The sequence below is a fragment of the Candidatus Pantoea deserta genome, from assembly GCF_003813865.1.
Classification (GTDB): domain Bacteria; phylum Pseudomonadota; class Gammaproteobacteria; order Enterobacterales; family Enterobacteriaceae; genus Pantoea; species Pantoea deserta.
Map to the genome: position 1 here is coordinate 49,160 of NZ_RMVG01000021.1, position 13,445 is coordinate 62,604.

Sequence of the window (13,445 nt, forward strand, 5' to 3'; positions counted from 1 at the left end):
CTCTCCTGAAAGTTAAAAAATTGCTAAGTGAATGTTTCGGGAGTGGTATAGCATTACGGAAATTGCCATGTCAAAATATGGTATACCATCATATGACATATCATTTCAGGATGGCCGGGCAGTGTGGTTTTTGCTCCAGGATACTGATTAGGAGAGAGTTTTTCGGAAGTGGGCCTGAACGGATTCAAAACAGGCGTCTGGCAGCAATGTTTAAAGCTACCGGCAAAAAACGTCGGCTCTTCAAGGCATTGTCTTCAGGACAAGAGGGTATTGAACTATTTTTAAGCAGAATGCAAAAGTGTGAGGCGGGCCAGATTTAGGGGCATTCTCCCCGCTACGCTGAACGGCGCGTCGTTGCGCATCTGGATTATTCGGTGTTAATAGTAAGTCCTGCTCCGGCGCTGCCGGCCAGGCGTGATTTTTATTTATCTTATTAAATACAGAGGGATTTGATGGTCGATAACCACTCGCTGAAAATTGAAAATACGCCGGTCACGCTGCGTGAGCTGGCGCTTAACAAGGTACGGCAGGCAATTATCGCCGGCTACTTCAAAGCGGGCGATCGGCTGGTGGAGCGTCAGCTTACTGAACAGCTCGGCGTCAGCCGCAGCGTGGTACGCGAGGTGATCCGCTATCTGGAAGCCGAGGGGCTGATTGAGATCCTGCCGAAAAAAGGTCCTATCGTGGCGGTACTGACGTGGGAGATCGCCGAGCAGATCTATAACATTCGCCTGCTGCTGGAGCAGGAAGCGGCCTATGACTGCGCGCAGCGCGCGACGGATGCCGACAAGGCGCTGCTGCGCCAGCAGCTTCAGCATATCGCCCAGGCATCGCGCGAGCATGACGATATCAAACGCGTCGAGGCGTCTCAGGCTTTTTACGAAACCCTGTTCCGCGTGGCGAAACACACTATCGCCTGGGAGATCGTGCAGCGCATGAACAGCCGAATCAGTCGGCTACGCGCTCTGACTCTCGCCTGGCCAGAGCGAGAGGTGGCGGGTTTTGAGCGTATGTCACGCATCTGTCAGGCTATTGAAGAGAATGATGCGCCGCGCGCCAGGCAAGCCGTCTTTGAGCACCTCAGCGAAGCCGCCAGCCTGGCGAAACAGATCCTTTCCCAGCAGGAGTAAAGCATGGCCGCATACTGGATTGCACACGTAACTGTCCACGATGCCGCGCAGTATCAGCGCTACATGGATCTCGCCCCTGCCGCGTTTAAGCAGTTCAATGCGCGTTTTCTGGCGCGCGGCGGCGAGGCGACAACGCTGGAGGGTAACGTCTTTCAGAAGCACGTGCTGATTGAGTTTGATGACTATCAGAGCGCGCTGGCCTGTTACCACTCAGAAGCCTATCAGCGCGCGCGGGCAGAACGCGCTCACGTTGCCGAGGCGATGATCGCTATCGTCGAGAGTCTGTAAGCCAGCGGCACCCTGTTTAAGGCATAAAAAAACCGGTCAGCGACCGGCTTTTATCTCAGCGAGGTTCAGGCAGCGACGCCTTTGTGCTGCGTGGCGATATGCCCTGCCCACAGGCTGGCTACCCACTTCACCCCTTTAGCGGTAAAGCGCGCCTGCGAAAACGCATGCTGGTTTTCACCTGTGCCTGAGCGCAGCGTAAAGTAACCCGCCTGCATATGATGATGCTGCGGCGTCAGCGTGCCTTTGTCGCGATACATGATGTTCCGCTCCAGCAGGAACTGACGGAAATCAGGTTCTTTAACCTTCAGCATCTTGCATAGCTGACGGAAGCCGAGCGAGTCCGTGACCTCAACGAACCGATCGAAAAATTCCGCCTTTGGGGCGGAAAGCGCCAGCTGCTGTTCCGCCGCGCGACGCTGCTCGAACTGTTCGGCCCAGGCGCGCGCCGCTTCCGCAGGGTTAGTAAAGTCAGGCAGATGCGCCACTTTTTCCCGCTCCTGCCATTTGTCCAGCAGATCGGCGGTAAAACCCGGCGACAGGCGCGCCACGGCTAACAGCGAGTCGCGCTTGTTCAGGCAAAACTCCTGACGCATCTCTCCTTCATGCTCGTAAAGGTTGATCGTGACCGGCTGCGAAAGCCGCTGGGCGGTCTCCAGGCTCTTGATCAAACGTTTTACTTCACCGTGAGTGATGCCGATCAGTCGGGCAATTTCACGGCTGCTCATCAGGACAGAAGCGTTGAGAGCAGAAAGATTTTCAGTAGAGAACATCATCAGCGTCACCTCATGCAAACGTACCCAGCCGTTCGGGCTGTTGAATAAGTATACAGGATACTGTTGTTATATCCAGTATTTTTTTTAAGCGTTTTCATAAGAACTCACCGCCTCGCCTGATTGCGCAACAGCCGCCGCGCTTGCTTAACCTGTGGCAGCGACCAGGCTTTACTCCATCCCCTGCGATTGTCTTTAACCCTGTCTCGCTGTCAGGGGAGACAGCCTACGCGGCGGAAGACGCTCCGCTCCCCGCCGCGCTAACCGGCATCGCCATCAAGAAAGGACGTTAATATGAGAGCACTGACTTATCATGGCCCGCATAAGGTTCGCGTTGAAACCGTTCCCGATCCCATTCTGCATGAGCCAGACGACATTATTTTGCGCGTAACGGCCACGGCTATCTGCGGCTCCGATCTGCACCTCTATCGCGGCAAAATTCCCGGCACCGAGCATGGCGAAATTTTTGGCCATGAGTTTATGGGCGAAGTGGTGGAAGCCGGCACAGCGGTAACAAACGTCGCCATCGGCGATCGCGTGGTGGTGCCTTTTGTCATCGCCTGTGGCGACTGTTTTTTCTGCCATCTGCATCAGTACGCCGCCTGTGAAAATACCAACAGTGGACGCGGCGCCATCCTGAATAAAAAAAGTATTACGCCGCCCGCCGCGCTGTTCGGCTTCAGCAACCTTTACGGCGGCGTGCCTGGCGGACAGGCGGAGTATGTGCGCGTGCCGAAAGCCAACGTCGGGCCTTTTAAGGTGCCGCTGGCGCTGCCGGATGACAAAGTCTTGTTTCTGTCCGATATTCTGCCGACCGCCTGGCAGGCGGTGCAGAATGCCGGCCTGGAGAAGGGTTCCAGCGTCGCGATTTTCGGCGCAGGCCCGGTCGGGTTGCTGAGCGCCGCCTGCGCGCGTCTGGTCGGCGCGGAAGAGATTTTTATGATCGACCATAACAACTACCGGCTGGCGTTCGCTCGCGAGCGTTACGGCGTCACGCCAATCAACTTCGATGACATCGACGATCCCGCCGACTGGATTATCGAGCACACCAAAAACCACCGCGGCGTCGATGCCGTTATCGATGCGGTCGGGTTCGAAGCCAAAGGCAGCCTGACCGAAACCGTGCTGAGCAACCTGAAGCTGGAAGGCAGCAGCGGCAAAGCGTTGCGTCAGTGTATTGCGGCGGTGCGACGCGGCGGCATTGTCAGCGTGCCGGGCGTCTATGCCGGTTTTATCCACGGTTTCCTTTTCGGCGACGCTTTCGACAAAGGGTTAACCTTTAAAATGGGCCAGACGCACGTACAGGCCTACCTGCCGCGTCTGCTGTCGCTGATCGAGCAGGGGCTGTTAACGCCTGAAGAGATTGTGACGCATCATATGCCGCTGGAAGATGCGGCGCACGGCTATGAGATTTTTGAGAAGCGCAAAGAGGATTGCCGCAAGGTTATTCTGGTGCCGGGCATGGCATCACAGCGCGCTGCCAGCTAAAACGGCCGCACGGGCTGCCTCAGGCAGCCCGTCAATGTTTAACGCACCGTATCTTCATCCTGGTCGTTCAGCTCAGAGAGGGAGATCTCGCGCGATGGCGCGTTATCCAGCCGGTCGCCATACTCGCCCCGCACATCCGGCAGGCTGGTAAACTGCCCGTCGACAAATAAAAAACTCAGATGCTGCGCCACCTCCTGAAGCATCTCATCAGCCTCGTTTTCCGAGGTGCCTTTGGCATCTTTGCCGTCAAGCTGCCAGCGCAGCTTGCCGCCAACCTGTTCTGCGCCGCCAATATCGACCACATGGCCGTCAATATTTTCCACCAGCAGGCGGGACTGGCAGTAGTAGAGTAAATAAGGCATCAGGTCACGTTTATTTTCAGGCATAGATTCTCCTGCGGCAGAATATATCTGCTGTTAAAAATGGAAATAATAACGTAGCGCATAGATCGCCCAGTAAATAGCGTTAGCGGCCAGATAAGCCCAGCATCCCCAGTAAGCGACGGGTTCACGTTTGGTGCGGAGTTTGGGCAGAAAGGCGAGCAGATAGCCCGCAGAGGCGATAAGCGAAACGAAATAGAAAAACTTCATCTTCCCTCCTTAAAGTCATTTATTTACTAGAAGGATAGACAGTTTTTGCAGAGTATTCGCATCAGAGAAAATAAATACACAGGCGACAGGGTGTCGCGTTACGCTTAAATAATCACGTCCTGCTGGCGCGACTGACGGGCGACGACGATTTCATTTTGATGAAAAGGTTAATCCAGTCGTTAAGGATAAACGCCGTCGCCTTTTTGCAGCAAAAAACGCTTCGGCCTTTACGCCGTATTAAAACGCTGCCGCGCAGCGTTTCTGTTTCGGCGTGACGTCAGGAGGCTTTTTTCAGCAGACGCGGCAGCTGGTTATCCAGCTCCAGCAGGCAGGCATCCATCATTTTTTCCGTTTCCTGCGTCACTTTCTGATAATTATTGGCCTTCCAGTCTGCTAATGGCGCGGTTTTTGCTGCTGGCGCGCAGTCGGCCATCGTAAAGGCGCTAAAGACGTTGCCGCCTTCCGGGCGCTTATAGAAGATAACGCGGTAAGAGAGATCGTAATTGCTGTTGGCGGTAGAGAGATCGCTGTAGACCAGCGACCAGTGCGATGCGCCGATGATCAGGGTATCCTGATAGACGTAACTTCCCCCCTGTTTGTTCAGGTATTCAGCGATTTTCGCCTCCGCCCTGGGTGCGAAATAGCGGCTGGTCGGCTCAGACAAGGCATCAACCTTCGTGCCCCGATAACCCTTTTTATCAAACATATCGCTGCTTATACTGGCACCGCCCAGCAGGACGCCGACCGCGGTCAGGCCCGCTACGACACCCGTCGAGGCCGGTCCGACGACGCGCAGATGATCGTCGGCATAGTGATTGCCGTTCATATCTGGCTGCGCCAGCGTCGTCAGGACTTCCAGCCGACTGCCTTCAGCGCCTGTTACTACCGTGGGTTTCTTACCGCCTGCGCATCCTGCAAGCAGCGTGACAGACAGCGCGCCAGCCGCAATAACATTTATTTTCACGAGTTGTTCCTTTTTAACATCCCTGACAATCCTGTGCCGTGGCTGACATACAGCGCATACGGCGCAGGACAACCTTCCCTTATTAACGGTCTCAAACCGCTAAGCTTTAGTTATCTGTCTGATTTACTCACAAGAAGGCTATGCTTAACAGCGGAGGTGACAACTATGTGTGGACGCTTTGCGCAATACCGCAGCCGGGACGACTATTTTGACGCCCTCGGCATTGACGATGACGAGCTGATTTACGATCCCCAGCCCGTGGGGCGTTATAACGTCGCGCCCGGTACCCGCGTGCTGTTGCTGAATATGCGCGATGAGCATTTACACCTCGATCCGGTATTCTGGGGCTATGGACCCGAATGGTGGCACAAACAGCCGTTGATTAACGCGCGCAGTGAAACCGCGCCTACCGGCCGGATGTTCAAACCGCTGTGGCATCATGGCCGCGCCGTTGTTCCGGCAGACGGCTGGTTCGAATGGAAAAAAGAGGGATCGCGCAAACAGCCCTACTTTATCTATCACCAGCATGGCGAGCCGCTGTTCTTCGCGGCAATCGGCAAGGCGCCCTTCGATAAAGAGCACGGCCACGAAGGCTTTGTTATTGTCACCTCCGCCAGCAATAAAGGCATGGTGGACATTCACGACCGCCGTCCGCTGGTGCTGCGCGCCGATGCGGTAGAGGAGTGGCTGAGCGCGGAAACCTCGCCGGAGCGGGCGCAAAAACTTACCGAACAGGCGGCCCTGCCTGAAAGCGCCTTCCGCTGGCATCCGGTGACGAAGAAAGTCGGCAACATTCATAATCAGGGTGAAGAGATGATTCAGGAGACGGCGGAAACCAGCTAGTCCAGCGCGGCTGCCGTGGGGAATTCGCAGCTTGCAAAACGGGACGGGGAAAAAAGATTGCAGTAAACTTCTTCCTTCTTTTTCAACAGCAGTGAATGACAGTGAACAACGAAGCGCACTCCTCGGTCAATGTTCCTCAGTCCATCCCGGCACGCAACCGCATGTTCCGGGCGTTGCTTAACCGCGATAAAACGCCCGTTGCGGTGCTTATCTCCGCCGCCCTGGTAGGCGTGCTTGTCGGGCTGGTGGGCAGCGCCTTTGCCAAAGCGGTCAGCTGGGTTCAGCATCTCCGTTTCGCCTGGGCCAGTCCAACGCTCTACTCAGGCTGGACGCTCTACGCGCTCGCCTTTCTGCTCTCCGCGCTGCTGGCGATGGCAGGCTACTTCCTGGTTCGCCACTTTGCGCCCGAAGCCGCCGGCTCCGGCATCCCTGAAATCGAGGGGGCGCTGGAAGAGCTGCGTCCGGTGCGCTGGTGGCGCGTGATCCCTGTGAAGTTTTTCGGCGGTATGGGCACGCTTGGCGCAGGTATGGTGCTGGGGCGCGAAGGACCGACGGTGCAGCTTGGCGGCAATATCGGCCGTATGGTGCTCGACCTGCTGCGTATCCGCAGCGACGAAGCTCGCCACTCGCTGCTGGCGACCGGCGCGGCTGCGGGTCTGGCCGCCGCGTTCAACGCGCCGCTGGCCGGTATCCTGTTTATCATTGAAGAGATGCGTCCGCAGTTCCGCTATAACCTCATCTCGATTAAGGCCGTGTTTACCGGCGTGATTATGGCGAGCATCGTGTTTCGTCTGGTGAACGGGGCTAGTCCGGTAATTTCAGTCGGCAAACTGGCGGATGCGCCGGTGCAGACGCTCTGGCTCTATCTGGTGCTGGGCATGCTGTTTGGCATGGTGGGCGTGCTGTTTAATCGCCTGATTTTTCTCTGTCAGGATGCCTTTGCGCGTCTCTACGCCGGTCGTCTCTGGCGAGCGGTTGCCACTGGCGGCGTGCTGGGCGGCGGCTGCGGCGTGCTGGCGCTGTGGTTCGCGCCTGGCACCGGCGGCGGCTTTGAGCTGATCCCTCAGGCGGCGGGCGGCCAGTTTACCTTTGGCGCGCTGCTGATAATCTTCGCTATCCGGCTGGTTACCACTCTGCTCTGTTTTAGTTCCGGCGCGCCGGGCGGCATTTTTGCGCCGATGCTGGCGCTGGGCACGCTGCTCGGCACCGCCTATGGCGTGCTGATGGCCGATCTCTTTCCGCTCTATCACCTGCAACCGGCAACCTTCGCTATCGCAGGTATGGGCGCGCTGCTTGCCGCATCGGTGCGCGCGCCGCTGACCGGCATTGTGCTGGTGCTGGAGATGACCGATAACTATCAGCTGATCCTGCCGATGATCGTTACCGGCCTGGGCGCGACGCTGCTGGCGCAGTTTCTCGGCGGCAAGCCGCTCTACTCTTCTATTCTGGCAAGAACCCTGGCGCGTCAGCAGGCAGAGAGCGGCAAGCCCTAACGCACCTTGCCGCGAAAGACCCAGAAGGCCCAGCTGTGATAGAGCAGCGTGAGCGGCATAATGATAGCGGCGCCGATCAGCACAAAGCGCTGCGTCACCGCTGACGCGGCGCTGCGCTGCAAATCCTGCTGATAGGGGATCAGCCAGGGATAGAAACCGCAGGCGACACCGGCAAACACGGCGCTGATTAACCCCAGCGTTAGCGCCAGTTGCCAGGTGGCGCGACCGCGCCACAGAGCCAGCAGCTGGGCAAGCCAGAGCGTAAAGATAAGCGAGATGGCCACTTTTCCCGGCCAGCGCTGCCAGCTGGTCATCCAGATGTCGCGATTAAGCAGCAGAACCGAGAGAAAGATCACCAGCGACAGCACCCAGCAGAGCCAGGCCAACGCGCTGGCCTGGTCATCAACGTCCTCGCCGATCCGCCAGCGGATCCAGCAGCAGCCGAGCAGCAGATAGATCACCACCAGCCCCAGGCCGCACAGCAGCGGCGTCAGAGTAAAGCCCGTTTCCAGCCCCCGCTGCGGCTCCGCGCTGAACACCACGCCCGCGCACCATCCCTGAAGAAAGGCGGCCAGCAGTGAACTGGCGCACATCAGCCGATCCAGCCAGTGACGAAAGGCTTCCTGCGCCTGCGCGCGATACTCCAGCGCCAGCCCGCGTAGAAACAGCGCCAGCACCATAGCGAAAACCGGCCCGCACAGAGTGTTGAACAGCATGCTATAGACGGGAGGAAAAAGCGCAAACATGCCGCCGGCCAGCAGCACCAGCCAGGTTTCATTGGCGTCCCAGATGGGCAGAATGCTGTCTACCATTCTTTTACGCTGCGACTCCTGATGAAACAGGAGAAAAAGCATACCCACGCCAAGGTCGGTGCCATCAAGCAGCACATAGATCAGCATTGAAAGCAGCAGCGCCAGCGCGGCGAAATCGGCGATAGTCATGGCGACGTCCTGATCTCTTGCGTGACAACGTCATTTCCTGGCTGCAAGGGCGAACTCACCAGACGCAGCAGATAGCGCAGACCCAGCGCGAAACTCAGCGCGTATACCACCACTATGGCTGCAAGAATGGTCACGGTTGTTGAGAAAGACAGCGCCGAAATACTGTCTGAGGTGCGCAACATGCCGTACACCGTCCAGGGCTGGCGGCCAATTTCGGTCACCATCCAGCCGGAGAGCATGGCGATAAATCCGGCGGGCGACAGCCATACCAGCATCTTTAGCAGACGAGGCGACGTGGTGAGCCTGCCTCGCCAGTGCTGCACGTTAGCCACCAGGCTGGCGAGGAGCATCACCATTCCCAGCCCCACCATCAGCCGAAAAGCGAAAAATACCGGCGCGACCGGCGGAAGGGTTTGTGCATCAAACTCGCTCAGACTTTTGATATGGCCGGAAAGGTTATGACGCAGATAGAGCGACGCGATATTGGGAATGGCCACCTCCAGCCGGTTGCGCTGCGCCTGTTGATCGGGCAAGGCAAAGAGCCGCAGCGGCTCGCCCCTGTCAGCCGCAGGCTGATGCCAGCTGCCTTCGATCGCCGCCAGCTTGGCGGGCTGATGCGCCAGGGTATTCTCGCCATGCAGATCGCCCACCACGACCTGCAAAGGCACCGCGACCAGGGTAAAGCTGAGCGCGGCGGTGAGCATACGCCGCGCGGCCTGCTCCTGAACGTTAAGCAACAGGCGACGCGCCGCCACGCCTGCCATCATAAACGCCACGGCAATGAATGAGGCGAGCAGCATATGGCTGAAGCGCCAGGGAAATGACGGCGCGGAGAGCACCATCGTCCAGCCCTCTGGTAAAAACCGCCCGCTCTCATCACGGATAAAACCGCTCGGCGTCTGGAGCCAGGAGTTGGCAGCCAGGATCCAGAACGCGCTCAGCAGCGCGCCCAGCGTCACAAAGCAGGTCACGATAAAATGAATGCCCGGTCTGATTTTACCCATGCCAAACAGCATCACGCCGGTCAGCCCCGACTCCAGAAAAAAGGCCACCAGCACTTCATAAAACAGCAGCGGGCCGATTACGCCGCCGACCTTTTGCGACAGCCCCGACCAGTGCGTGCCGAACTGCACTTCCATAATGACGCCGGAGACCGCGCCGATCGCCACCGTCAGGGCAAACACCTTTAGCCAGAAGTGCAGCGCCTCGCGCGCGCCTGGCTGTTTGCCCCACAGCCAGCGCGCTTCAAACCACAGCAAAAAGGGCGACAGTCCGAGCGTCAGCGCCGCCAGGGTAATATGCATCCCCATCGTCAGCGCAAACTGCCCGCGCGACAGCAGCAGCACCCACTCAGCGTCACTCATTGCTCGGTTTTCCGCTGTAACGGGTAATCGGCTTCTCCTCCTCGCGCTGCATGCCTGCGGAAAACGCCTCCAGCGCGGCGAACAGCGGCCGCAGTCCCTGCCATAATTTTTCGTCATTCAACAGATGCAGCACGCCGCGGATGCCGGGCGCGGCATGCTCCTGCTGCGTGGCGTCGCTGGCGGGCTTCATCGCCAGGGCGGCATCGCGCAGCGCCAGCAGAATATGATTAAGCCGTTCCGGCGGAATGGTACTCAGCGTCATCATGATCAGGGAGAGATTCTGGATCGCGCTCTGCGTTCCCGGTCGGTTCAGCCCGGCTACCAGAATCTTGCCAATATCGTTGTTGGCTTTGATGGCGTCATTTGCCAGACGCAAAAAACCGTGCTGGTGCAGATTCTCCACCAGTTCATCCATCGCCTCCTGGGCGGTGGCTTCGGTGCGCGTCGGCGGTACGGTATAGGAGAGTCGTTCTGCCATTAAAATTTCTCCGGATGTTCTACGTGTTCAGGCGGCTGACGGTAGCCGTCCTGCCGCCACTTCTGCTCCACCGGAACGTGATCCAGCGGCGTGCGCTGCCCGTGGCGGAAATTATGGCGCGGAATAGGGTTCGGCTGCGGCGCGCGCGTCAGTCGGGTCATGCTGACCGCGATCTCTTTGTAAGCCGGCGTATTGACGTCTGGATCGTGATGCTCGCCGGTCAGCCCGTTAACCCCTGGCTTGCCGTGGTGAATAGGAATAAACAGCAGGTTTCCCGCCACGCGATCGGTAACCACCACCGGCACCTCTACCGTGCCGCGCCGCGATTTAAGTTCAACCCACTCGCCCTCTTTCAGGCCGCGCGCCTGCGCCAGCTGCGGCGAGATCTCCACAAACCAGTTAGGCGATAGCGACAACATGCGACCGCCCTGACCGGTCTGGTTGGTCGACTGGAAGTGTTCCAGCATGCGGCCATTGTCCAGCATCAGATCGTACTCTTCGTCCGCCTCTTCCATTGGCGGCTGCCAGCTCAGCGGATAGAGGCGCGCTTTGCCGTCGGGGAAGGTAAATTTTTTGGTGTAGAGCAGCGGCGTGCTCTCGCCGTCCGGCGTCACTGGCCAAATCTGCGACTGCCAGCCCACCAGACGCTCGTAGCTGACGCCAGCGAATATCTCTGCGATACCGGCGGCTTCCGCCATAATCGCGCCGGGATTGGGGTAGTTCCAGTGATGACCGAGGCGCGCCGCCAGTTCGGTAAAGATTTGCCAGTCGGGACGGCTGTCGCCCAGCGGTTTCATGGCTGGTGAAAAATGCTGAATGCGGCGTTCGGTATTAACGAAGGTGCCCTCTTTCTCCACGCTGGGACAGCCTGGCAGCACCACATCGGCAAATTCGGCGGTACGGCTCATAAAGATGTCCTGCACCACCATAAAGTCGAGGCGGCTGAAGGCCTCATGCACTTTCGTGGAGTCGGCGTCGGAGAAGGCCGTCTCTTCGCCCGTGATATACATAGCGCGCAGTTTTCCCTCATGCGCGTGCTGCACCATCATGAAATTATCAGACCCAGCCTTATCGGAGAGTTCCTCAGGCGTAACGCCCCAGGCGCGCGCCCACTTCTCGCGCATCGCCGGATCGGTAACTTTTTCGTAGCCAGGGTAAACGTTGCTCAGGCAGCCAAAGTCGCTGGCGCCCTGCACATTGTTATGACCGCGCATCGGATAGCCGCCGGTGCCGGGGCGTCCGTAGTTGCCCGTCACCAGCAGCAAATTGGACAGCGCGGTGCTGGTGTCGGCGCCATGACTATGCTGAGTAATGCCCATGGCCCACAGCAGACAAACGCTCTCCGCCTGCCCGATCATTTCCGCCGCCGAGGTGAGTTCCTCAACGCTGAGTCCGGTAACCTCGCTGGCAAATTCCAGAGTAAAAGGCGCAAGCGAGGCGCGATACTCCTCGACCTGATTGACGCGCTGCGCCAGAAACGCCTCGTCGGCATAGCCTTTGTCGAACATATACTTCGACATCGCCGAGGCCCAGACTATATCGGTGCCGGGCTTAATACGCAGGAACTGATCGGCGCGTTCGGCCATTTCATGACGGCGCGGATCCACCACCAGCAGCTTCTGTCCACGGTGCTTGTGGCTCTGCTTGATGTGCGACGCGATAACCGGATGGTTCTCCGCCAGATTGCTGCCGACGGTAATAATCAAATCGGTTTTCTGTAGATCGCGGATCGTCCCTGCATCGCCGCCGTAGCCTACGGTGCGGAACAGGCCTTCGGTCGCCGGGTTCTGGCAGTAGCGCGACGAGTTATCGACATTATTAGTGCCGAAGATCAGTCGGGCGATTTTCTGCGTCAGATAGGCCTCTTCATTGCTGGCCTTGCTGGAGCCGATAAAGCCGATGGCGTCGCCGCCGTACTGGCGCGCCACATCCCGCAGGCCTTGCGCCACCCGATCCAGCGCTTCGTCCCAGCTGGCCGGACGAAAACGGCCATTTTCGCGGATCAGCGGCGTGGTCAGGCGATGAGGGCTGTTGACGAAATCCCAGCCGAATTTGCCTTTCACGCAGGTAGAAATTCCGTTGGCGGGCGCGTCGGCCACCGGCTGCACCTTCAGGATATGCCGATCGCGCGTCCAGATTTCAAAGCTGCATCCAACGCCGCAGTAGGTGCAGACGGTTTTCGTGCGTTTGATTTCCGCCTGCCGCAGCGCATCGTCAATCAGCGAAATGCCGGTGATCGGCTCCATGCCAATGCTGTTTTCCAGCGATTTTACGAAGTCGATCATGGGTCGCTTCAGCCCTTCATCCATTGCGGTAAAGGGACCCGCGTCGGGCTGCATGGTTTTTTCCAGCAGCGCGTTACAGGGGCAGACCGTTACGCAATGGCCGCAGCTCACGCAGCTCGAACCGGCAATTTGCGTGCCGCCGTCCCAGAGCACGCGCGGATGCTCCTGGGTGTAGTCGATGCTGAGGGTTTCGTTGACCTCGACGTTCTGACAGGCTTCCACACAGCGCCCGCACAGAATGCACTGATCGGGATCGTAGGTGTAAAAGGGGTTCGAATGGTCTTTTCCGGTGGGTTTACGCTGGTAAGGATAGTACTGAATCGGAATATGCATATCCGCGACGGTATTGTGCAGCGTACAGTCGCCAGTGTTATGTTCGCATACGGTGCAGTAAAGCTCGTGCCGATTAAGGATGCGGTCCATCCCTTCCTGCTGCGCGGCGCGCGGCCATTCCCCTTCGCTGTTGATCTCCAGCCCCTGGAAGGTGCGCAGCGTACAGCCGCGTACTCGTTCCCCATTCGCTTCAACCCAGCAGACATCACAGGTTTCCAGCGGTTGTAGCGCCGGATGGTAACAGACATGGGGCAGTTTTTTTCCCTGCTCGGTAAGAAAGTCGATCAAGGGCTGATTAATAGCGCCCACCAGGGGTTCGCCATTATAAATAATGGTACAGGTTTTTTCTGACATTTAACGCCTCGTTCTCGACATTGCAATCGGCATCCAGCCAGCGTGTTCAGGTTTTTATGTAAAGTTATGTCTTCAGCTTAGCGACAAAAAAATCGTCTGCAACGAAGCGGATCCGCTTAACGGG

The 13,445-nt window shown here is 58.1% G+C and carries 13 protein-coding genes; 5 read left to right on the plus strand and 8 right to left on the minus strand.

From position 1 onward, the window contains the following. Nucleotides 1-452: 452 nt before the first annotated feature. Nucleotides 453-1,130, plus strand: a complete 678-nt coding sequence (locus BBB56_RS20260) for a GntR family transcriptional regulator (RefSeq protein WP_123802722.1) — start codon at nt 453-455, stop codon at nt 1,128-1,130. A gap of 3 nt (nt 1,131-1,133) precedes the next feature. Further along, complete coding sequence (locus BBB56_RS20265) at nt 1,134-1,418, plus strand: DUF1330 domain-containing protein (RefSeq protein ID WP_123802723.1); 285 nt, start codon at nt 1,134-1,136, stop codon at nt 1,416-1,418. A gap of 65 nt (nt 1,419-1,483) precedes the next feature. On the opposite strand, the gene BBB56_RS20270 is transcribed toward BBB56_RS20265, so the two are convergent. After that, a complete protein-coding gene (locus BBB56_RS20270) occupies nt 1,484-2,191 on the minus strand; it encodes a phage antirepressor KilAC domain-containing protein (RefSeq protein WP_199756276.1) in 708 nt (235 codons plus the stop codon). A 291-nt stretch (nt 2,192-2,482) separates the two neighbouring features. On the opposite strand from BBB56_RS20270, the gene BBB56_RS20275 reads away from it, so the two are divergent. Further along, the gene (locus tag BBB56_RS20275) at nt 2,483-3,676 is read left to right on the plus strand and encodes a zinc-dependent alcohol dehydrogenase (protein WP_123802724.1); all 1,194 of its coding nucleotides are present in this window, start codon (nt 2,483-2,485) and stop codon (nt 3,674-3,676) included. 38 nt (nt 3,677-3,714) lie between these two features. Here BBB56_RS20275 and BBB56_RS20280 read toward each other — a convergent pair whose 3' ends face one another. From BBB56_RS20280 to BBB56_RS20285, 3 genes are all read right to left on the minus strand, one after another. Beyond that, nucleotides 3,715-4,062: a hypothetical protein gene (locus BBB56_RS20280; protein WP_123802725.1), complete on the minus strand. Its 348-nt coding sequence runs from the start codon at nt 4,060-4,062 to the stop codon at nt 3,715-3,717. Nucleotides 4,063-4,092: 30 nt separating this feature from the next. Next, nucleotides 4,093-4,266 carry a hypothetical protein gene (locus tag BBB56_RS23675; RefSeq protein ID WP_199756277.1) on the minus strand — a complete coding sequence of 58 codons (174 nt, stop codon included), beginning with the start codon at nt 4,264-4,266 and terminating at the stop codon, nt 4,093-4,095. 277 nt (nt 4,267-4,543) lie between these two features. Beyond that, nucleotides 4,544-5,230, minus strand: coding sequence for a hypothetical protein (locus BBB56_RS20285; protein WP_123802726.1), 687 nt, complete (start codon nt 5,228-5,230; stop codon nt 4,544-4,546). 165 nt (nt 5,231-5,395) lie between these two features. Here BBB56_RS20285 and BBB56_RS20290 point away from each other — a divergent pair, with 165 nt between their 5' ends. Together BBB56_RS20290 and clcA are read left to right on the plus strand one after the other, a co-directional pair. Next, nucleotides 5,396-6,073, plus strand: a complete 678-nt coding sequence (locus BBB56_RS20290) for an SOS response-associated peptidase family protein (RefSeq protein ID WP_123802727.1) — start codon at nt 5,396-5,398, stop codon at nt 6,071-6,073. A 95-nt stretch (nt 6,074-6,168) separates the two neighbouring features. After that, the gene (gene clcA / locus BBB56_RS20295) at nt 6,169-7,566 is read left to right on the plus strand and encodes a H(+)/Cl(-) exchange transporter ClcA (RefSeq protein ID WP_370661870.1); all 1,398 of its coding nucleotides are present in this window, start codon (nt 6,169-6,171) and stop codon (nt 7,564-7,566) included. Here the strand turns inward: clcA and BBB56_RS20300 are convergent. Genes BBB56_RS20300 through fdhF form a run of 4 tightly spaced genes read right to left on the minus strand, consistent with a single transcriptional unit; the run spans nt 7,563 to nt 13,321 of the window. Continuing rightward, on the minus strand, nt 7,563-8,507 hold the full coding sequence (locus BBB56_RS20300) for a cytochrome d ubiquinol oxidase subunit II (RefSeq protein ID WP_123802728.1): 945 nt from the start codon (nt 8,505-8,507) through the stop codon (nt 7,563-7,565). The two genes, clcA and BBB56_RS20300, sit on opposite strands and share 4 nt — an antisense overlap. Further along, nucleotides 8,504-9,871, minus strand: coding sequence for a cytochrome ubiquinol oxidase subunit I (locus tag BBB56_RS20305; protein ID WP_123802729.1), 1,368 nt, complete (start codon nt 9,869-9,871; stop codon nt 8,504-8,506). The genes BBB56_RS20300 and BBB56_RS20305 overlap by 4 nt, the downstream gene beginning before the upstream one ends. Continuing rightward, the gene (locus tag BBB56_RS20310; RefSeq protein ID WP_123802730.1) at nt 9,864-10,349 is read right to left on the minus strand and encodes a DUF1641 domain-containing protein; all 486 of its coding nucleotides are present in this window, start codon (nt 10,347-10,349) and stop codon (nt 9,864-9,866) included. The genes BBB56_RS20305 and BBB56_RS20310 overlap by 8 nt, the downstream gene beginning before the upstream one ends. Beyond that, nucleotides 10,349-13,321 (minus strand): formate dehydrogenase subunit alpha, encoded by a 2,973-nt coding sequence (fdhF, locus tag BBB56_RS20315; protein WP_123802731.1) that lies wholly within the window; start codon nt 13,319-13,321, stop codon nt 10,349-10,351. Before fdhF ends, BBB56_RS20310 begins: the two co-directional genes overlap by 1 nt. Nucleotides 13,322-13,445 lie beyond the last annotated feature (124 nt).

Coding starts and splice junctions, on each gene's coding strand:
- BBB56_RS20260 (WP_123802722.1), top strand. CDS start 453: ATGGTCGATAACCACTCGCTGAAAATTGAAAATACGCCGGTCACGCTG.
- BBB56_RS20265 (WP_123802723.1), top strand. CDS start 1,134: ATGGCCGCATACTGGATTGCACACGTAACTGTCCACGATGCCGCGCAG.
- BBB56_RS20270 (WP_199756276.1), bottom strand. CDS start 2,191: ATGATGTTCTCTACTGAAAATCTTTCTGCTCTCAACGCTTCTGTCCTG.
- BBB56_RS20275 (WP_123802724.1), top strand. CDS start 2,483: ATGAGAGCACTGACTTATCATGGCCCGCATAAGGTTCGCGTTGAAACC.
- BBB56_RS20280 (WP_123802725.1), bottom strand. CDS start 4,062: ATGCCTGAAAATAAACGTGACCTGATGCCTTATTTACTCTACTACTGC.
- BBB56_RS23675 (WP_199756277.1), bottom strand. CDS start 4,266: ATGAAGTTTTTCTATTTCGTTTCGCTTATCGCCTCTGCGGGCTATCTG.
- BBB56_RS20290 (WP_123802727.1), top strand. CDS start 5,396: ATGTGTGGACGCTTTGCGCAATACCGCAGCCGGGACGACTATTTTGAC.
- clcA (WP_370661870.1), top strand. CDS start 6,169: ATGACAGTGAACAACGAAGCGCACTCCTCGGTCAATGTTCCTCAGTCC.
- BBB56_RS20300 (WP_123802728.1), bottom strand. CDS start 8,507: ATGACTATCGCCGATTTCGCCGCGCTGGCGCTGCTGCTTTCAATGCTG.
- BBB56_RS20305 (WP_123802729.1), bottom strand. CDS start 9,871: ATGAGTGACGCTGAGTGGGTGCTGCTGCTGTCGCGCGGGCAGTTTGCG.
- BBB56_RS20310 (WP_123802730.1), bottom strand. CDS start 10,349: ATGGCAGAACGACTCTCCTATACCGTACCGCCGACGCGCACCGAAGCC.
- fdhF (WP_123802731.1), bottom strand. CDS start 13,321: ATGTCAGAAAAAACCTGTACCATTATTTATAATGGCGAACCCCTGGTG.